Source organism: Neorhizobium descurainiae (genome assembly GCF_051400715.1).
Lineage (GTDB): Bacteria > Pseudomonadota > Alphaproteobacteria > Rhizobiales > Rhizobiaceae > Neorhizobium.
Map to the genome: position 1 here is coordinate 1 of NZ_JBLFFK010000032.1, position 19,588 is coordinate 19,588.

Consider the following 19,588-nt stretch of genomic DNA (forward strand, 5'->3'; position numbering starts at 1 on the left):
CGCAACGAGACCGAAGCCGCGCTCGCCGCCATCTGGCAGGACGTCCTCGGCCTCGACCGCGTCGGCGTCAACGACAATTTCTTCGAGATCGGCGGCGATTCCATCTCGCTTCTTCGGGCATGGTCCCGCATGATTGCGCTCTCCGGAAGATCGATCCCGCTTGCCCAGTTTCTGGATCATCCGGTCATCGATGGCTTTGTGCGGGCTGATTCTCCGACAAGCCACATCCGGCAGCTCAATGAGGCTGCCGCTGGTGCGCCGCCCGTCTTCTGCATTCATCCTGGTTTCGGTCTGGTGACTGACTATCGCCTCCTTGCCGAGGCTGCCGGCCGGGATTTTGCGGTCTATGGCATCGAGTCGCCTATCCACGGCGATGCAAGATGGACCGTTCCGTCGATGGCCGGCTTGGCCCGTCATTATCTCGAGACGATCCGCACGGTTCAGCCGAATGGCCCCTATCGATTGATCGGCTGGTCGTTCGGCGGCTGGATCGCGTTGGAAATCGCCCGCCTGATCGAGGCATCGTCCGACGGTTCCGTCTCTTTCGTCGGCCTTATCGACACGGAACCCTGCAGGGATTTTCGGCCGTTTGCCAAAACCGAGACGCAGTGGCGGGAGACGGTCAAGGACGAGCTTGCACATCTCGGTATTTCCGACAATGCCGAGCTATCTGAGAATCTGCTAGCCATCGCCATGCTCCATCAGGCCCTGCTGCTCGATTATCGCCCGGAGCCCATTCTGTTGAGCATCAGGACGCATGTCTGGTGGGCGGAGGCCACGACGGCGTTTTACGGCCGCCGTGGCGAGGCGAGCTTTCTCGACTGGAACAACCTCCTTCCGTCGGGAACGGTCGCATCGATAATTGACAGCAGTTCGCATGGCGACATTATCCATTACTCTGATCTGGTGAACGAGCTTTGGGCCGCCGTTCCGGATGCGAATGATGCTACGATCGCAAAAGCGGACCGTTGCTGACGCTGCCCTGTTGAAAATCGTGGAGCTGCGCCCAGATAACCGGCAGCTTCAGTGAGAGGACAACCCGTTGTGGGAGCACTCGGGTCAGGCCTATCAAATCTCGAAGATCTCTCGTCTCCTGCCGGGAGATGAGGCACCGAGTTTGAGGATTTTCCGCTACTTCAACAGGGATGGCTTGCCCGCCATTGTCTTCGATCGACTGAGCATGGTGATTCTCTGGAATGCCGGTTGCGCCGGCTGTCTTCCGACCATCGAGGCACTTTCCGAGCTTGTCGAAGAGCATGACGTGCCATGTTATGGTGTGGCCGTGATGGTCAGGGACATCGAGGCAACGGCCGAGGCGGCAGGAACAAGCTCGGCAAAGGCGTTGCTTGCGCTCGAGGAGCGGCCAGCGATGCCAGCAAGCGGTCTTTCGCGCGGCTGGGTCACTCGGCACTGGCTGGAGCCCAGCGGCTATCCCGGCGTTCCTGCGGGCTTCATCGTGGACCGGAGGGGCGTCATCGTCTGGATGGGTGATCCGGCGGAGATGAAGCCCGCTTTTTACAGTATCCTGAAAGGCGAATGGGATGTCGGGGCGGCGAGAGAGGCCTGGAGGCTCAAGCGCTCCGATGAGGAGATCCAGAACCGGGGCATCGTCCTCGATTTGACCGAGATGTTCTTCGAAGGCGACATCGACGCGACCAATCGAGCCATCGCGGATGCGGAGGAACAATGGCCGGCACTTGGGCTCGACAAGGAATTCAACATGTTGAAACTTGACGCGCTCACCATGGGTTCCGTCCATCATGAAGCAGCACTTGCACACTATTGTCGATGCGCAGACCTCTTCCAGAGCGACCCGCATGTCCAGGCCCGTCTTGCCACGAGGATCTTGTCGAGGATGCTGCTCGACAATCGCGCCTTGCAGATTGTGATTGAGCGGTTGACAGTGTTGGAAGATCACATCAATGGAACGCTTGGTGGTAGCCAGCGGGACGTGATCAACGGCTTGGCGGTATCTCTCACTCTGGCCGACGCTTTGACACGGGCTGGCTTGAGCGAAGAGGCCACAAAGCAGATGGATAAGGCAGGCCTCCTGTCTGAAGCCGCAGGCATTCCCGAACACATCAGGCTTTGGACGGCGTCGGAAATAGAGAGGCTGAGGGGACGCCTCGGAAATGGCGCTCGCATCATCGATACCAATGGCGGCATGGGCTGATCGACCCCTCCAGCTATTCATGAACGCAATCAGCAATTTCTCGAAGAGACACACTCCATTCCGACCCCGACTGTACCCCATCCGCAACACCGGACCTCGGATACAGTCGAAAAACGTGAGTGACAAACTCCACTATTGTCAGCTCGCGGCTGAAGGACTATCAAATCGAGCGTTCGGGAGACTGCGGAGGCGAGGATGACGAGTTACGAAGACGACCTGCTGTCTGCCTTTCTGAAAACCCAGCCACAGATCAAGCGCTACCTCCTTAAGTCCACCGGCTCATACCAAGATGCCGAAGACATCACGCAGGAGGCCTGGATCAAGCTGGCGCGGAATGGCGCGACGGCATTGGCCGCCCCCGTGCCTTACCTTATGCGGATCGTCCGCACGCTCGCCCTCGATCATGGCCGCGGCCGCAAACGTCGACTGACCGGCGTCGAAATCAACGAAATTCTCTCTCTTCCGGAGGACCGGCCGGATCCGGAACGTGAGGCGGACGGGCACGATCAACTGCGAATGCTGAGCCGCATCATGGACGAACTCCCCGACCGGCAGCGAAAAATCCTGATCGCAACCCGCCTTCATCAAAGACCGCATGCCGAAGTGGCGGACGAATTTTCAGTCTCGGTGCGTATGATCGAAATCGAGATACACAAGGCGCTCGCCTATTGCGGCGCCAGGCTTGATGAAATAAATCGCATCTAGCGCTTCGGATTTTCAATTCTCCATCGTTTATAGCTATAGAGGCATGACGCGTCGGCGTCTCGCCGACATGTAAGCTATTTGGAGGACGGATATTGGACGGCGATTTCGAAGCTCTCAAACGAGAAGCAACGGCATGGGTCGTCCGGATCACCTCAGGAACTGCGACAGCGGACGATGCGGATGCACTGATGCGCTGGCGCGCACGCAGCCCGGCGCATGAGCAGGCGTTTCGAGAGGCTGCAAGGCTCTGGAAAAACCTCGGTCCGGTCCTCGGGCAGAAGAGTAAGTCTTCCAGCGCGGTTCTGACGCGGCGGGCATTTCTCACGACCGGAAGTCTGGCCGCAGGAGCGGCCGGCGTCGGCTTTGGCCTTTCTCAATTGGGCTTCCTGCCGACGCTCGAGGCCTTGCTTTCGGACTATACCACCGGTGTCGGCGAGCAACGGACGGTGCAATTGCCCGACGGCTCCACGGCCATGCTGGATGGTGGAACGACGCTCTCTCTCGACTTTACGCAGCAGGCCAGAAATCTGCGCCTGACTAGCGGGGCAGCAGTATTTGATGTCGTTGCGGAGGATCGAAGGCCGTTCGTGGTTAAGGCCCAGGACGGCAGTTCAGCTGCGGCAAGCGGTTCTTTTTCCGTCACGCATGGCGTAGATAGTGTATCCGTCGACTGTCTGAAGGACGGCGTCCGCGTCGAATGTCTTGGGACGGCCGATCTCGTCGAGGGCGAAGGGATCAGCTATTCGTCGCGCGGACTGGGCGAAAAGGTGGCGTCTGATGTCGAGACGGCCGCCTCGTGGCGTAAGGGACTTTTGATCTTCAAGAACCGTCCTCTTGGCGATGTCGTCTCGGACCTCAATCGGCATCGGAAGGGAAAGGTCGTGATTGCGAGGCGCGATCTCCGCTCAAGGCGGGTATCCGGCGTCTTCCACCTGGCGCGGCCGGAAGAAATCCTCGCCCATCTGGAAGACACCCTTCATGTTCGACCGATCAATCTGGTCGGCGGGGTGATGCTCCTGCAGTAGCGATGTCAAAAAAATTTCGCCGATCGTTTCGGGTCGGCGGTTTCCAATCGTTCTTATCAATAGGGCCGCATTTTGGGTCTTGCGGCAGGTATTGATCGGGGACGTTGGGAATGGGGCTTTCTAGTTTCAAAAAGCACTTTGGTTCAAAGCGAATATATCGCTGGAGGATTGCAAGGCTATCAGCCTCGATCGCGTGTGCAGCTGTTTGTTGCAGCCCCGCTGTCGCTCTCGCGCAACAGTCGATTGCCTATTCCATTCCCGCCGGTCTGCTGGACGATGCCCTCGTGCGGTTCGGGGCGACAAGCGGTGTGCAGGTCCTTTACAGCAGTTCCGTCACGCAAGGCCTGCGCACTTCGGGTGTCTCCGGCAATCTCACGCCGCAGGCAGCTCTCGATAGGATTCTCGCCGGAACGGGCCTCAGCTACCGGTTCACCGGCCCGAACAGCGCAACGATCGGATCGCCGGCGCAGCTTCCTGGCGCTTCAACCTCGAGTGCGACGACGCTTGCGCCCATCGTGATTCAAGGCAACGGAAATAACGGCTTCGGTCCGCAGAAGGGTTTCATCGCAGAAAACTCGGTCTCGGGAACGAAAAGCGATACGCCGATCGTCGAGACGCCTTATTCGGTTTCCGTCATCAACCGCAAACAGCTCGATGCGCAGAACCCGCAATCGCTGCCGGAGGCCTTGCGCTATACGCCCGGCGTGGCGACCGGCTTCTTCGGCAACGACTCGCGCAGCCTGGATGCTCAGGTATACATTCGCGGCTTCGGCGATGATCCAAGCCAGCTTTTCTGGAATGGACTGAGCCTGCCTGGCGACAGCTACGTCAACTCACCGACGATCGACCCTTATACACTCGAGCAGATCGAGGTTTTGCGGGGTCCCGCCTCGGTTCTCTATGGGCAGTCGGCGCCGGGAGGCATCGTCAACTTTCGCTCCAAGCGACCGACGGAGCAGCCGCTGCATGAAGTCGTCGTTGGAACCGGCAATTTCGGGCGAGCCTACACCGGTTTCGATTTCGGCGGGCCGGTCACCGCTGACGGTGATCTGCTCTATCGCCTGACAGGAGTCGCCTACCATACGGGAACGCAGGTCGACTTCACGTCGAACGAACGCATCGCGATTGCACCGTCGCTGACATGGCAGCCCGACGCCGACACGGAACTGACGATCCTTGGAAGCTATCAGCGCGATCCGGATGGGCTGGGTTTTAGCTCGCTCCCACTGGTCGGCACCCTTTTGCCCAGCGTCAATGGGAAAATCCCTCGTGATCTCTACTTTGGCGAGCCGGATTATGATGAACTGGATCGTGAAACTGCATCGATTGGTTATGAGTTCACACATCATTTCGATGATGTGTGGACCTTCCACCAGAACTTCCGCTTCCTCCACACGGGCGGTCACTACCGCGAGATCCAGCCGGACGACTGGACGGATGCGACCGAGACCGAAATGAGCCGCTGGAACTGGGGAACGGACGGCATCCTCAATTCCGTTGCCGTCGATAATCAGGCGCAGGCAGAATTCGATACGGGATCGCTGAGCCACAAGCTGCTCTTCGGGTTGGACTACAAGCATCAATGGACGAACGTTTCACACTACTGGTCCAGAGCCGGGGTCCCACCGCTGAACATATTCGATCCGGTCTACGGTTCGCCCATCTCGGACCCGCCGATGATTTCCCGTACGGAGGGCGAACTCGAACAAATCGGTATTTATGCACAGGATCAGATCGAACTCGGCAACTGGCGGTTCCTCGCAGGCATTCGGCAGGATTGGGCCGAGACAACGTCAAAGAACCTCCGCGTTGCCGGTAGTCCGGAGACCTCGCAAGAGAGCGATGCCTTCACGTGGCGCGCCGGCGCCGTCTACCTCTTCGATAACGGCTTGGCGCCCTATGCCAGCTACACGACGTCATTCCTGCCACAGACGGGGACCGATTTCGACGGCAACATGTTCGATCCTACCACCGCTGAGCAATACGAGGTAGGCATCAAATATCAGCCGGAAGGGCTCGACAGCTATGTTCAAGCCTCGCTGTTCGATCTCAGGCAGCAGAATGTCTTGACGAGCGATCCCGATCCGACGCATGTCGGCTTCAGCGTTCAGAGCGGCGAGGTGCGCGTTCGAGGTGTCGAGCTCAGCTCTTATCTGGCGCTCAACGACAATATCGACCTTGTCGCCTCCTACACCTACAACGATCTGGAAACCACAAAAGCCAATCCTGACGCGACCGGCTTCAATCCGGAAGGCCGCGTGCCGTGGTACTATCCGAAGCAAACCGCGTCGGCGTGGCTCAACTACACCTTTGACAGCGGCGTTCTGGAAGGGCTGAAGCTCGGCGGCGGCATCCGTTATGTCGGCTCCGGCTATAATGGTCCGCATCAGCTCTACAAGGTGCCGGACTACACGTTGTTCGATGCCGCCGTTTCCTACGATTTCGGCGCGAAGAACCCGCAGCTTGAGGGGCTGGAACTCAATGTCAATGTCTCGAACGTATTCGACAAGGATTATCTGGCGCGCTGCAGCGAGATCAATTGCTCCTATGGCATTCGCCGGACGATCCTTGCCAATCTGAAATACAAATGGTGAGCGATAGTGACATGAAGAGGAGGGCGGATGTACGCCGTCCCGTTCTTGGAACGCGGCGGCAGGTGATTGCCGCCGCCGGCATGTCGTTCCTGGGGCTCGTTCCCCTTCGGGCGAGGGGCGAAACGGGGATCGCGACTGCTCGTCCGCAGCCACGCGTCGCTGTGCTCGCGAGATGGATCGCCGAAACGATCGTCGCGATGGGGATCCCGCCCGCCGCCGTGCCGGAGCTGACGACGAGTGACAGCATCTGGCAAGACATGCCTCTTCTGGAACACACCGTGGATCTAGGGCTTACCGGTGAACCGAATCTGGAACTTCTCGACCAGCTGCGCCTGGATTACATTTTTATCGAGGGGCGGTTTCAGAGCGCGCGCTGGGAACCGTTGTTCCGGCAGATTGCGCCGGTCATCGTCAGTTCCATCTATACGGCCGAGCGCAAACCCCTGCAAACTGCCCACAGCGAGACACTGCGGTTCGGCGAACTGCTCTCGTCGCCCGAGGAAGCGCAAAAACTGATCGGAGCGACGGACGCGATCCTCGATGAGCATGACAAGCGCTTCTCCTCCGCGAAAAGCCCTGTCTTTGTGGTTCGAATCCTCGATGATCGCAATGTCATGCTCTATTGCGCCGGAAGCCTTTTCGACGCGGTTCTGGCTAAATTTGGCCTGCGCAATGCCTGTCGTGTCGCGAGCGACTGGGGTTTCCTGACGATCGGAATCGACAGCCTGGCATCGGAGCCCGATGCCTGGATCATCCATTTCGAGCCTCCGACGGAAGGTCCGCTTGCTGCAAATCCCCTATGGCTGCATCTTCCTGCGGTCAAGGCAGGCCGGTTGACTTCGATACCAGAACTCTACAGCTGGGGCGGTTTGCCGACGGCTCGTCGGTTTGCCGAGCTGCTGCTCGAGCGGCTGCCAGATGGATTGACGGGATGAGCGATCTGGCTAGCCCCAGCGAATTCTCGCGAGCGCCGCTCTTACGGCCAATCACGCTTGTAGCAACGCTCCTGACGGTCGCCGCCGCGTTGTCAGTCTTCCGTCTTTCCCTGATGCTTCCGCCCCGATCCTGGGGACCGGCGATTTTGGGCGCTGATGGCTCGGATATTGCCGCCTTTGTTGTTCATTATAGCTATCTTCCGCGCGTTGTGGTTTCGATCCTCGCTGGTGCGATGCTGGCGCTTGCGGCAACGATATTCCAGCAAGTGCTGCGTAATCCGCTTGCAGAGCCCGCGACGCTTGGCATTTCAGCCGGTGCTTCGCTCGCCGTCACGCTTTCGGCGCTCTGGCTGCCCGATTCCCTCGGCTTCGAGCGTGAGGGCGTGGCGATCGCAGGTGCGGCGGCAACGACCCTGATCGTCTTCAGCCTCGCCTGGGGCAGGGGGTTTTCGCCTCTGTCGCTCGTTCTTGCGGGCTTGGTGGTCGGACTTTACTTCAGTGCTGTCAGCGCCGTCATCGCCTTGTTTCACAATCACTCCTTGCAAAGCGTGTTCCTCTGGGGCGCCGGCTCCCTGCGACAGAACGATTGGGACATCGTCAACTATTTATTGCCGCGCTTTGCTGTTGGGTTGATGCTTGCCTTTGCAATCGCGCGTCCGCTGACGATCCTCGGGCTCGATGACGAGAGCAGCAGCAGCCTTGGCGTATCGCGGCGCGGAACGCGGCTGCTGGCCCTTTCGATGGCCGTTGCCCTGTCCGCCTTCGTTGTCAGCGCCGTGGGCATCGTAGGTTTCATCGGGCTTGCCGCACCAGCAATCGCGCGATTGTCCGGCGCTCGGACTGTGCGTCAGCAGCTCTTCTGGGCACCGCTTATTGGCGGCTTGCTGCTCTGGCTTGCCGACCAGTGTGTACAAATGCTCCCCTTCGCCCAGGAGGTGCCGACCGGGGTCGGGACTGCCGTTCTCGGCGCCCCGATCCTGATATGGATGCTTCCGCGATTGAGGGAAACAATCCTGCCGTCAAAGGCGGGGATAAGCGAGACGGGAATGTCAAGCGCAAGGCCGTGGACCCTGATCTCGATCGGTCTTATCATGGTTGTCGTCATGCTCTTGCCGGCTCTTTTCTTTGGAAGAGGACCGGCGGGCTGGACATGGCTCGGGCTGGACGAGTTTCAGCGGCTCCTCCATTGGCGCTGGCCAAGGGCCACGGCTGCGCTTTCGGCGGGCGCCATGCTCGCGGTTGCCGGGGCGCTGGTGCAACGGCTGACAGCCAATCCAATGGCTTCACCCGAAGTGCTTGGCGTCTCGTCGGGTGCCGCTTGCGGCGTCATCCTTCTTGCCTTGACGATCTCTGCTCCAAGTAAGACCGCGCAGATACTGGCCGCGACAACTGGCGCGGCGATCTGCCTGCTCGCGATGCTGGCACTCGGTCGGAAGAGTGTCTTCTCTCCGGACCGTATGCTCTTGACCGGCATCGCGATTGGCACGGCCTTCGGCGCACTCGTCGCTATCTTGATGGCATCCGGAGATCCCCGCATGGGAGCGCTCCTGGCGTGGATGGCGGGATCGACATATCTCGTCACGCAATCCGATGCCATCCTGGTGATGTGCGTCACAGGCACCTCCGTCGTACTTATGCCGCTGCTGTCCCGCTGGCTTGAGATCCTTCCGCTTGGCGAGGCATCGAGTCGCGCTCTCGGTGTCAACCTGACGACAAGCCGCCTGCACGTGCTTCTCGCCGCGGCGGTGTTGACCGGCGGCGCGACACTGATCGTCGGCCCCCTGTCCTTCGTCGGTCTTTTGGCGCCGCATATGGCGCGGATGATCGGCCTGCGCAGGGCCATGCCGCAGCTTTACGGTTCGGCGGTCATCGGCGCTCTCATCATGCTCGTTGCCGATTGGTTCGGACGCAACCTGCTCTTTCCTTATCAGGTCCCGGCCGGGTTGCTGGCTACCTTCATCGGCGGGCCTTACCTGACGGGCCTGATCTGGAGAAGCAGCCGATGAACCCGAAAAATAGGAGGCTAGATTTGAGGCCTTGGGCCGACCTTCAGCCGATGGTCGGGCTCCGCTGCTTGCGCTCGTTACGAGTCCGAAACCTGAGCGCTGGCGACCGAGCCTTGAGAAACGCCGATCACGCGCGTCTATGCACGTGGTGGACAAAGAAGCGGCAACGCGAGGGACGGGTCTGCGACCGTAAGACCTCCTCGACGGTGGAGGAAGCGTGACATGCGTAATCAAGACAGCCTGATCTCGGAGGGTATCCGACTGCTGAAACCCTTCTGGACCATCGCGGCATTTGCCACGGGCATGGGGACGCTCAGCGGCCTGTCTACGGCCTGGCTGCTCGCGACGATCAATCACGCACTTTATGCCGACGGCGATATCACTGCGGCCCTGCTATGGACATTCGCTGGCCTCGTCGTTCTTACCCTCGTCGGCGAGATCGTCTCCGATCTCGGCAACAGCTGGATAGGTCAGCAGATCATCGCTTCCTTAAGGAAGGATCTCGTTGCAAAGGTGGTTGCCGCGCCAATCGACCAGATCGAACGCTATAAGGCCCACCGCCTGCTGTCGGCCCTCGGACAGGACGTCGATACCGTATCGGCATTCTCCTATGGATTTTCCGCCCTGGCGATCGCGGTGGCCGTGACTGCCGCCTGCATCACTTATCTTCTCTTTCTGTCTCCCATCCTGTTCGTCATCGTTGCAATCGCGATCGGCGCCGGTGTCACTTTCAACCGTCTCGCACGCCGACGTGGCGCTGCCTATTACGACGAAGCCCGAAGCGCCCAGGACGATCTCTACAGGCATTATCGATCGATCACGGAAGGAGCCAAGGAACTGCGCATCAATCGGGAACGCCGCCTGCATGTTCACGGCATCGGACTGGCAAAGACCATCGACCGGATCAGGGATACAAAGACGAGGGCCTTCCGAATATTCATGTCTGCGAATGCTGCAGATTCGGCGCTGTTTTTCGCGGCCATCGGCCTGATCGTCGGCTGGCAAGGCTGGTTCGGGGTTGAGCGGGCGACGGTTTCGGGTTTCGTATTGGTACTCCTTTACGTCAAAGGCCCTCTCGACCAGGCGCTTGGTGCCTACGGTTCCTTTGTCAACGCGCAGGTTTCGTTCAAGCGCATCGCTCAATTGTCGGCCGATTTCGCCAATCCGGAGCCGCATCTGGCGGCCGCGTCCCTTCCTGTTTCATCGCGCGCAGAGTTTGCGGCCACGATCGAACTGCGATCCGCCCTCTACCGCTTTCCAGCCGCCCAGGGTGTTGAGACCTTCACCCTTGGTCCGGTTGATCTGACGGTTCGTAAAGGCGAGATTCTGTTTATCGTCGGCGAGAATGGATCGGGCAAGACGACGCTCATCAAATTGCTTCTCGGTCTCTACCAGCCGATGGACGGCGCACTCTATCTCGATGGATCGATCGTCACCGCGGAAAATCGCGACGACTATCGCCAGCTATTCTCAGCCATCTTCTTCGATTACTTCCTGTTCGACGATGTCGTGGCACCGGAAGGAGAAGCGACGGATAGGGCTCGGGGTTATCTCGAGCAACTCGAAATCGGCAGGAAGGTCAGAATTGAGAATGGCCGCTTCTCGACCACCGACTTGTCCGCTGGACAACGCAAGCGCCTGGCGCTGGTTCAGGTTTATCTCGAGGGGCGGCCTATCATCGTGTTCGACGAGTGGGCCGCCGAGCAGGATCCGACCTTTCGGCGTCTATTTTATTCTGAAATGCTCCCTGATCTCAAAAAGCAGGGGAAGACCCTCATCGTCATCTCCCACGACGATCGCTATTTCTCGGCAGCGGACAGGCTCGTCCGGATAGACAAGGGCAAGATCGTCGAGATTTCCGATCCAGGCGACACAGCAGTTGATCTCGCAAGTGATCGTACACCGCCAACGTCCGAAGCGGCGGTGACGAGCCGGCTACCCAAGCAGGTGGAAGGGTCGCGCTGATGGTCGAGGTGCTACAACCATTGGCGATTGAACGCCATCCCACCGCCGCCGCGGAATCGCTCTTCGAACTTCGGGGCGTCTCATTCTCAGTCCCGGGCAGGGCGCTGTTACATCCCCTCACGATATCGATCCCTGCCGCTCGCACGGTCGCTCTGATTGGCCACAATGGTTCCGGCAAGTCTACCTTGCTCAAGATCCTGGCGCGCCAGCAACTCGCAACGAAGGGGCTTGTTTCGTTTGAGGGGCGTGACCTTGCTGCGTGGAGCGACCGACTGTTCGCGCGCAAGGTCGCTTATTTGCCGCAACAGACGCCATCTGCAAGTGGGATGCTGGTCAAGGAACTGGTCGCGCTTGGCCGCTATCCCTGGCACGGGGCGCTCGGTCGCTTCAGCAAGTTGGATCGCGACAAAGTGGCTGAAGCAATGAACTTGACCGATGTGGCCGGCATGGCCGACCGGATGGTTGACTCTCTGTCAGGTGGCGAGCGTCAGCGAGCGTGGGTTGCGATGCTGGTGGCGCAGGACACCGAGTGCTTATTGCTCGACGAGCCAATATCGGCGCTCGATATAGCCCACCAGATCGAAATCCTGTCGCTGGTCCGGCGCCTCAGCCACGCAAAAGGTTTGACAGTCCTGGTCGTCTTGCATGACGTGAACATGGCCGCCCGTTTCTGTGACGAGATCATCGCCTTGCATACTGGCCGGCTCGTCGCCCGCGGCATGCCAAGTGCGATCATGAAGCCCGATGAATTGAAGAAAATCTATGGAGTTCAAATGGCAGTGATGGCTCATCCAGCGATGGGCCACCCGATCGCCGTCGCCTGCTGAAGAAAGAAGGATAGCAACAATGCGCCTCAATCGACAGTCTGAAATCGCCATCAGCATTCTCGCAGCTTGTGCCGCGGCACCGGAGCAGCAGTTGCAGACGGTGCAGCTTGCAGAGATCGCTCAGACGACAAAGGACCACGCGGCACAGATCATAAGCATACTGACACGTAGCGGATACCTACGAACCTCACGGGGTCGCAGCGGCGGGGTCCGGCTTGCGGCCGATGCCCGGGAATTGACTCTGAATCAGGTTCTCCGGATCACACAGCCCGACCTCGCGAAGAGGGCCGGGCGGACCCTCGACACACCTGCTACGCTCGTAGGTCCAATTGTCGACGCGGCGTTCGCACCCTTCTTGAGGGTGATGGAACGCGTGACGATCGCGGATCTCATTTCGCCGTCCGACGGTGCTAAGGCCCCTTGTTTCGAGTGCTGTCTGGTCAAACAGCATTCTCCGCACGGCGGGCTGCGCACTTTGCAGTCTGTACCGGGTGATTAAGGCAGACAGCCAGCGCGTGGCACTGCCTTCTCGCCAAGGAGATCTATGATGAAACAGGTCTTCGAAATGCACAACTCAGGTTTATCCGCTGATCTCGATCTTCTCCTTCTCGTCCAAGCCTTCTGTAGCGTCAGCAGAGGACTCAAGAATAAATCCCATGTCCTGGCCACATTGGACGCGATCAAAGAGCGCCTTGGAATTGTGAATATAGTGTCAGCTTGGCTTCCAAGCCGTCGCGAGCACCTCGCAGGCCATGTGCGATTGCCGGGTTGGAAGACCGAGTGGCTTGAATCATACGATCTGAATGACTTTGTTCACATCGACCCTGTGATGAAACACCTCCGACGGACGACCTTCCCATTTTTGTGGAGCCAGACGCTGAACCAGAGAGAATTCAGCGAATCCGAAAGGAGCGTAATGTTGCATGCTCAAAATTTTGGCCTATCCGATGGCTACACGGTACCATTCTGGGGTCCCAAGATGCGGCTCGCTTTTATCACCTTTGCCACCGACGGACGTCCTCTGGCTGGAGTTGAGAAAGACGCATTGGACTTTGTTGCGCTTCGCCTCAACAACTGGCTGGGCGAAAACGTGGATAACTCCAAGCCCGTCGATCCGACAGTTGGTGAAACCTCTTTGGCGCCGCACGAAATCGAAACGCTCTATCTCCTGATGAAGGGGAACAACTACAAGCAGATTGCCTATCTTTCCGGGCTGTCGACCCGCACAGTGGAAAGCTACGTGGCTACCGCGACAAAGAAGCTGAAGGTTCACAACCGAACTGAGGCGATTCTGCGGGCACTTGAACTCGGCTATATCAACCGCGCTGAGTGATCATAATCACAAGGAATTCAATTGGTTAGTTCCATAATAAAGCTTACGCGACGTTTGCTACCTCTAGTTGCGCATTTAGAAAATCCGCTCCTTTACCTACGCGGGGTAATGAGGCGCAGAGCTTAGCGCCCAAATTCGTTAACAGAGTGCTTTTGATAGGAAAATTATGGTTCCTCTTCTGACAGAGTGCTTTCTTCCTATGCCTAACCCGATAGACGAACGCATACTCACGGTAGATTCCTATGCGCCGACAATGGTGGGATGCGGCCTTTGTGGTCGATAAAACGAAGCCAAATTTGGAGCATCTAGGCCATTGGAAAAAAACGGGAAGATCTTCGTCCCCCCTCCAAAGGATGGACGCGATTTCAGGAGCTGTTTAAGGAGTTAGCGGCCGCGGGTGCGGGCCGGCCTTTGGGTCGTGACGGGTTTCCACAAGGCCCATGGACGCCGGAGTCATTGGCTGAGGCGATATCGCAAATCGACTCCAACAGACTCGGTGTTGATTTGCGAACAGTCCAGCTCTGGCTTCAAGAGAATGACAAGGGAATCAGCCCTTCCAACATTCGCTGGCTAGCGCGGATCTATGGCTGCGGCGATCCGGAAGCGACGAACGAATGGCTCATTGAGCTCAGCGCGGCGCAATCGCGGCTGACCGCCAAAAGGCGAGCTTCGAAGAAAACGGCAAGACGCCGGACATCGCTCGTTCCAGAGGCGCCGCCGTTTGCGACAATTGATGATGAAACCCGGCCTGCGGGCGGTATTCCACAAGACGTTGAAGCCTTCCGAAAGACACAAGTCTTCAGCTTAGCGGAGAGATCGGAAGCTCTTTTCAGTCAAGAATCCCCCTTAAATCTTCCGGCATCGATAGGCGATCACAGATGAGGGCGGACAGAGCAACGTGGGAACGGAACACCGGTTACCTAACAACGTATCGCTAGACTTTAATTAGCGGACAGAGAAGCCTTCTCCATTGATCCCTAGGAGATCGTATCGGCGAACATTGCGACAGAGACCGGTTGCTTTCAGGCGCAGCGTACGACCTCCGATGAAACGCCCCATCTCGTTCGCCCCTCGATCACGATGAGCTCACTTCACAATGAGGATCTTGGCGTTTCCTCTCCTGTTCAGGACACTCGTTGCCACGTCACTGCCGTATCGATGCATGCGGAAATCAGCATGCGATGAGCCGAGCCGGACATTACGTAAGACGATCTCCTCCAGGAATGCAGGCATGATCGGACTGCGGAAGCGGACTTCATTCTCAGCATGAGCCTGCTCGAGACCGAGACACGCTCCTAGAACGCCAAATATCGCCGAGGCGGCCCAGGCCTGTGGTGAGCACGCGACCGGATAAGGTGTCGGCCCTCGACTCGGCCGCCGGATGAAGCCGCAGAAGAGTTCCGGGAGGCGTCGCATCTCCTGCTCTTTTGCAGCATCGAACAAACCTCCGAGCACGCGCGCCGCCTCATCCTTGAGATTGTATCGCGCCAGACCGATTGCGATCGCAGCGTTGTCGTGCGGCCATATAGAACCATTGTGGTACGACATTGGATTAAACCGTGCTTCGCCCTGAGCAAGCGTTCGGATGCCCCAGCCACTGAATCCATCCTTGCTCAAGAGGGTTGCGGCCACGCGCTTGGCACGTTCGGGCGAAGTAATGCCGGTAAACAAGGCATGCCCCGCGTTCGAGCTGCGCACGCGGCACGGCCGCTTCATCCCGTCAAGAGCCAGAACGTAAGTTCCAAGTTGTTCGTCCCAGAAGTCGGCTTCGAAACGAACGCGCAATTCTTCAGCGGCCCTTCTCAGATCGCCTGCCAAATCGTGATGGCCCAGCCGCTCAGCCATTCGTGCCGCAGAATGCTTGGCTGCGAAGACATATCCTTGCACCTCGCATAGAGCGATGGCCCCTGCGGCGTCCGTACCATCTTCATGAAAAACAGAGTCGTGTGAGTCCTTCCAGCCCTGGTTCTTGAGGCTGCCGTTGCTTTCTGCCTGATACTCTACAAAGCCGTCGCCGTCGCGGTCGCCATGTTCATCTATCCAGCGCATCGCAGCGTCGATGTTTGGCCAGATCTCGGCAATGGTATCCAAGTCGCCTGTCGCGTCGAGGTACATTCCCGCCAACATGATGAACAGTGGCGTGGAATCGACACTTCCGTAGTAGCGGCCGAACGGCACTTCCCCAAGATTGGCCATTTCGCCATGGCGCATCTCGTGCAGAATCTTGCCGGGCTGCGCGTCCGATCTGGGATCAAGTTCCTTGGCTTGCATTGCCGCCAGTGTACGCAGAACACCCCGTGCAATTGACGGATCCATCCACAGCATGAACATCGCCGTAAAGATCCCATCGCGCCCGAAAATCGTGCTGAACCAGGGAATCCCCGCATACGGATAGGGACCCCACGGTGTCGACGTGATCAGCGTGTAGACGTCGGAGGCGGCTCTACAAGCGACCTCGTTGAAAAGATCGCTTGAACTATGCAGGGTCGCGATGCTCCGAGTCTGGGCCCGTCTGGCTCGACGGCTGTCACGGTAGGCACGGAAGAAATCCATCACGGGCGTCGGTTCATCCTCCTCACAAGCGACCGAAAGGAAGATTGATGTCTTCTCGCCTGGTTCAAGCACTACGTCGAGCGTCGCGCGATTTGCCTCAAGCCGTGTCGGAGCAGGCGTGAAAGCGATCGAGGTTCGTCGTTTCACGTCATCAAGACCCAAGTAGCAGAACTCGACTCCATTGGGCTTGACTACCGGGAAAGTCTCTTGCCCACGCTTCTCCCGTTTCATCCCGCGAACTTCGAACAGATCGCGAAAGTCGGCATCGAATGTATAGTCGATGGTCAAACGGCGATGCGACAACGTGAAGTTCCGGACACTGAGCCGCTCGTAAAACACTCCCCTAGAGAGAAACTTCGTGCGTTCGAAGAAGACGGTCTCGCGGGGCAGAGACTCGTCATCATGTTCAACTTCCGGATTCGTGAGATCGACCGACAGCGCCGCCTTGTCATCATGATTGGACGAATTCAGGAGCAGGAGCTTTCGCCCGTTAAGACGTAGCTCTAGCTGCGATAGAAATCTCGTATCGCGGTGGAATAAGCCTTCCACGCTATTGATACCAGAAATGTCACCGTGACTGTTCAAAACCGCGAAGGTTTCTCCATCCTTGAGGTTTTGAAGTGATCGGCCAACAAGGGAGGTCTCCACCTCAAGATCGTACCGGACGGTCTCGAGGCCAACTGTTACTTCATCCGACGAATCAATGGCGAGCACCATCAGATGGGCCTATGAAAGGGTGAGACATTGAGGCCATCACCGGAAACATTTTTCGCGGCAACGAGCAGATCCAAGGGGGGTGGAGGAGCATCTGCTTCTCGCCACTGCGGCACGATCATTGCTGAGCGTTCCAAGAGACCCTCGTATTCAGCGACATAGTTGGAAGCCATTCGGGTGGCGGTGAACCTCTCTTCGAACCGTTGCCGCACCTGCCGGCGGTCAAGATCTAAAGCCATACGGACTGCCACAACGGCGTCTTCGATTGACTCGACGATGAAGCCAGTCACTCCCTCGTCCATAACCTCTGGAACCGAGCCTCGACGCCACGCGATCGTCGGGGTGCCTTCTCTCATGGCCTCGATCATGACCAAGCCGAACGGCTCGGGCCAATCGATCGGAAAGAGGAGCGCGATGGCGTTTCCGAGGAAGTCGCGTTTCTCATGATCGCCGATCTCGCCGATGAACTCGATCAGCGGGTGGTCGAGCTGCGGACGAATGACATGGTCAAAGTAGTCTTGGTCGGCTGGATCAACTTTTGCAGCAATCTTCAGCGGAATGCCGGCCCGCTTCGCAATTTCGATCGCTCGATCCGGCCGCTTCTCAGGCGCTATGCGCCCCAGAAAGGCAAGATAATCACGCTTGTGCACGTCGGAAGGTGCAGGGCCTTGTGGAAGACCATGCTGGATGTTGGCCAGCCAGTTGGCTTCGGGAAGCGGCAGGCGCTGATTCCTTGAGATCGAGACCAGGGGCATCTCAGGAAATGCACGGTAAACGGGGTGAAAGTCTGGCAGATCCAGTCTGCCATGCAGCGTGGTCAAACAATGCGCGGACGAATGTCGAAACGCCGGAAATTGAAGCAGATCTACGTGGAAGTGGATCACGTCGAAGGACGAAGCCTGGCGCCGAACCTCTTCCAGCATCACGAGCAGGCTAGCAGTGTGATCGCGCACACCTCCTAACCGCAATCCCCGCGGAACAGCTCGCACGAGTTCAGCAGAAGTTTGAGAGTCTCCACTGGCAAAGAGGGTGACATCGTGACCCTGCTCGACGAGCTCTTCCGTGAGCCAGGAGACGATACGTTCAGTGCCGCCATAAAGCTTCGGCGGAACGGATTCCGCCAGAGGTGCGACTTGTGCAATACGCATTGTATGGATTTCTCTGTGTTGGGCCAAGCGTCAGTCCAGAACGAGATTTCGTAGGGACCGCCGGCATCCGCTCACGAGGGCGTTGCTAGTGCACAGGAACAGCGAAGAACTAGATATGGGAACGAAGAATGGGTTTGGCTAGGCCCCCGCATCATTTGCCTTGCGAACTCTTGGGCATTTTTAAAGGCGCATACACCTGCCGAAAACGTCGCATCGTTGTCGTTCCCCACAAGCGGCGGGTGCCCATCATTGAGATTCGTCGGCTCTGCAGCATGCCGGACGGTTGCACATCGAAGCGCAGCCGGCGCCTTAGAGCACGGAAGATAGACGAGGACGAGCGAGACCTATTTTGGTGGTCTCGGCTGGGGCCGCACCCAGCCGAGAAACTCAGTGCTTGCTTGCGCCTGCTGGTGGCTCGGTAGAGGATTTAATTGCCGCCTCGTCGCCTGGATGGTTCTTATCCTTGCCAGGATTCTGATAGAGCTTCTCGGGTACCTGCGGACCAGAAGCACCCGCAACCTGACGTTTGTCTCGCGTGATCCCGAGGATGGAATACGGCACGCTCAGCAGGTCAAAGAAACGGTCTCTCCATTGGATAGACATTTACGTTCTCCTCGAAGACTTTGTGTCTCCTGATCCACAACGCGCTCATTGCGATGAGATAGCAACCACGAATATCCTCGACGGCCAATGTTTATGAAGATGCTGAAGGCGAGCAGGAGGGCGTATCGACAACACGTGCCATGTCGACCACGACTAATGTTATGGTAGCTCGTTGAGGCTCTCGCCGAGCCAAGGCATGAACTGGCTGCGGACGGAACGGAGATTGCGACATGCGTTGCGAACAGGGTGCCGGTAGGCTGGAGATCAATTCTAAGCCAAAACCCTCGGGTTGCTACTTGCAAAGGACGACACGCAGCACGACATAGGATGAGATAGCAGCTCGTCTAAAGGGCGCTGCCATTGAGGGTTAGGATCCTTGCCCCAACCAAGGAGGACGACATGTCTTCCATTCCCCACCCAGAAAAGCTTGATGCCGCCGATCTTGCGATGATCAGGGATGTACTCAGAGCCGGAGGCTTTAGAGGCGTTGACGCTGAAGAAAGTTCTGACGCCAAACGCGCAGCTTCAGCCTTGCTCCATTCTGAACTCCGCAATGGAACGAGAACGAGGGAAGCACTTCTCCTCTCCCTCCAAAGCAAGCGCGAGGATCTCCATCGCTGCTTACGCAGTGTGCAAGATCCGCAGCCACTAGAAGAAGCAGCCTGAACATCACCTCGGGACTGCGCAAGGGGTGGTCCGTGGGAACGTGGCAAACCGCCACAGCCCGTTCGGCTGCAGAGACCTCACCATGTCCTGAAGGAACGAGACCATGAGCAGCACAACCGTCAAATCCATAACGTTCGACCATCCTTTTCGTATTCCAGGGATGGATAGCGATCACCCACCGGGGACGTTCGAGCTTAGAAATAGCTCGAGAGCCGCTGGATGTATGGTGGGAGGCCTATCATGAGACCATGACGCTAATATTGACTTCGGGGGGGCTGGTTGAAGCCTGGAACGTGAATGCAGCCGAACTTGAGGCTGCTCTCGCAAGAGACGCTTCTGAT

Annotated in this window: 15 protein-coding genes and 1 pseudogene; 13 read left to right on the top strand and 3 right to left on the bottom strand. The window is 58.1% G+C overall.

Features of this window, described 5'->3' with window-relative positions; translation table 11 throughout:
- The 12 genes and pseudogenes from ACMGE0_RS30890 to ACMGE0_RS30945 all read left to right on the top strand — a co-directional run.
- Positions 1-975 (top strand): thioesterase domain-containing protein (locus ACMGE0_RS30890; protein ID WP_436819709.1); only part of this gene is annotated, 975 nt, incomplete at its 5' end.
- 301 nt (positions 976-1,276) lie between these two features.
- On the top strand, positions 1,277-2,173 hold the full coding sequence (locus tag ACMGE0_RS30895) for a hypothetical protein (protein ID WP_436819710.1): 897 nt from the start codon (positions 1,277-1,279) through the stop codon (positions 2,171-2,173).
- 195 nt (positions 2,174-2,368) lie between these two features.
- On the top strand, positions 2,369-2,878 hold the full coding sequence (locus tag ACMGE0_RS30900) for an RNA polymerase sigma factor (protein WP_436819711.1): 510 nt from the start codon (positions 2,369-2,371) through the stop codon (positions 2,876-2,878).
- 92 nt (positions 2,879-2,970) lie between these two features.
- Positions 2,971-3,903 (top strand): FecR family protein, encoded by a 933-nt coding sequence (locus ACMGE0_RS30905; protein WP_436819712.1) that lies wholly within the window; start codon positions 2,971-2,973, stop codon positions 3,901-3,903.
- A 110-nt stretch (positions 3,904-4,013) separates the two neighbouring features.
- The gene (locus ACMGE0_RS30910; RefSeq protein ID WP_436819752.1) at positions 4,014-6,497 is read left to right on the top strand and encodes a TonB-dependent siderophore receptor; all 2,484 of its coding nucleotides are present in this window, start codon (positions 4,014-4,016) and stop codon (positions 6,495-6,497) included.
- A 62-nt stretch (positions 6,498-6,559) separates the two neighbouring features.
- On the top strand, positions 6,560-7,432 hold the full coding sequence (locus ACMGE0_RS30915) for an ABC transporter substrate-binding protein (RefSeq protein WP_436819713.1): 873 nt from the start codon (positions 6,560-6,562) through the stop codon (positions 7,430-7,432).
- Positions 7,429-9,438, top strand: a complete 2,010-nt coding sequence (gene fhuB, locus ACMGE0_RS30920) for a Fe(3+)-hydroxamate ABC transporter permease FhuB (protein ID WP_436819714.1) — start codon at positions 7,429-7,431, stop codon at positions 9,436-9,438. The genes ACMGE0_RS30915 and fhuB overlap by 4 nt, the downstream gene beginning before the upstream one ends.
- Positions 9,439-9,660: 222 nt before the next feature.
- Positions 9,661-11,403: a cyclic peptide export ABC transporter gene (locus ACMGE0_RS30925; protein WP_436819715.1), complete on the top strand. Its 1,743-nt coding sequence runs from the start codon at positions 9,661-9,663 to the stop codon at positions 11,401-11,403.
- The gene (locus ACMGE0_RS30930) at positions 11,403-12,230 is read left to right on the top strand and encodes an ATP-binding cassette domain-containing protein (RefSeq protein WP_436819716.1); all 828 of its coding nucleotides are present in this window, start codon (positions 11,403-11,405) and stop codon (positions 12,228-12,230) included. Before ACMGE0_RS30925 ends, ACMGE0_RS30930 begins: the two co-directional genes overlap by 1 nt.
- A gap of 19 nt (positions 12,231-12,249) precedes the next feature.
- On the top strand, positions 12,250-12,729 hold the full coding sequence (locus tag ACMGE0_RS30935) for an RrF2 family transcriptional regulator (protein ID WP_436819717.1): 480 nt from the start codon (positions 12,250-12,252) through the stop codon (positions 12,727-12,729).
- Positions 12,730-12,777: 48 nt separating this feature from the next.
- Positions 12,778-13,563, top strand: coding sequence for a helix-turn-helix transcriptional regulator (locus ACMGE0_RS30940; RefSeq protein ID WP_436819718.1), 786 nt, complete (start codon positions 12,778-12,780; stop codon positions 13,561-13,563).
- A 313-nt stretch (positions 13,564-13,876) separates the two neighbouring features.
- Positions 13,877-14,430: pseudogene (locus tag ACMGE0_RS30945) on the top strand (RcgA family putative transporter); the annotation flags it as partial.
- 219 nt (positions 14,431-14,649) lie between these two features.
- Here the strand turns inward: ACMGE0_RS30945 and ACMGE0_RS30950 are convergent.
- From ACMGE0_RS30950 to ACMGE0_RS30960, 3 genes are all read right to left on the bottom strand, one after another.
- Positions 14,650-16,833 carry an amylo-alpha-1,6-glucosidase gene (locus ACMGE0_RS30950; protein WP_436819719.1) on the bottom strand — a complete coding sequence of 728 codons (2,184 nt, stop codon included), beginning with the start codon at positions 16,831-16,833 and terminating at the stop codon, positions 14,650-14,652.
- Positions 16,833-17,978, bottom strand: coding sequence for a glycosyltransferase family 4 protein (locus tag ACMGE0_RS30955; protein ID WP_436819720.1), 1,146 nt, complete (start codon positions 17,976-17,978; stop codon positions 16,833-16,835). The genes ACMGE0_RS30950 and ACMGE0_RS30955 overlap by 1 nt, the downstream gene beginning before the upstream one ends.
- Positions 17,979-18,365: 387 nt before the next feature.
- Positions 18,366-18,581: a hypothetical protein gene (locus ACMGE0_RS30960; RefSeq protein ID WP_436819721.1), complete on the bottom strand. Its 216-nt coding sequence runs from the start codon at positions 18,579-18,581 to the stop codon at positions 18,366-18,368.
- A 399-nt stretch (positions 18,582-18,980) separates the two neighbouring features.
- On the opposite strand from ACMGE0_RS30960, the gene ACMGE0_RS30965 reads away from it, so the two are divergent.
- Positions 18,981-19,247, top strand: coding sequence for a hypothetical protein (locus ACMGE0_RS30965; protein WP_436819722.1), 267 nt, complete (start codon positions 18,981-18,983; stop codon positions 19,245-19,247).
- The last annotated feature ends 341 nt before the right edge of the window (positions 19,248-19,588 follow it).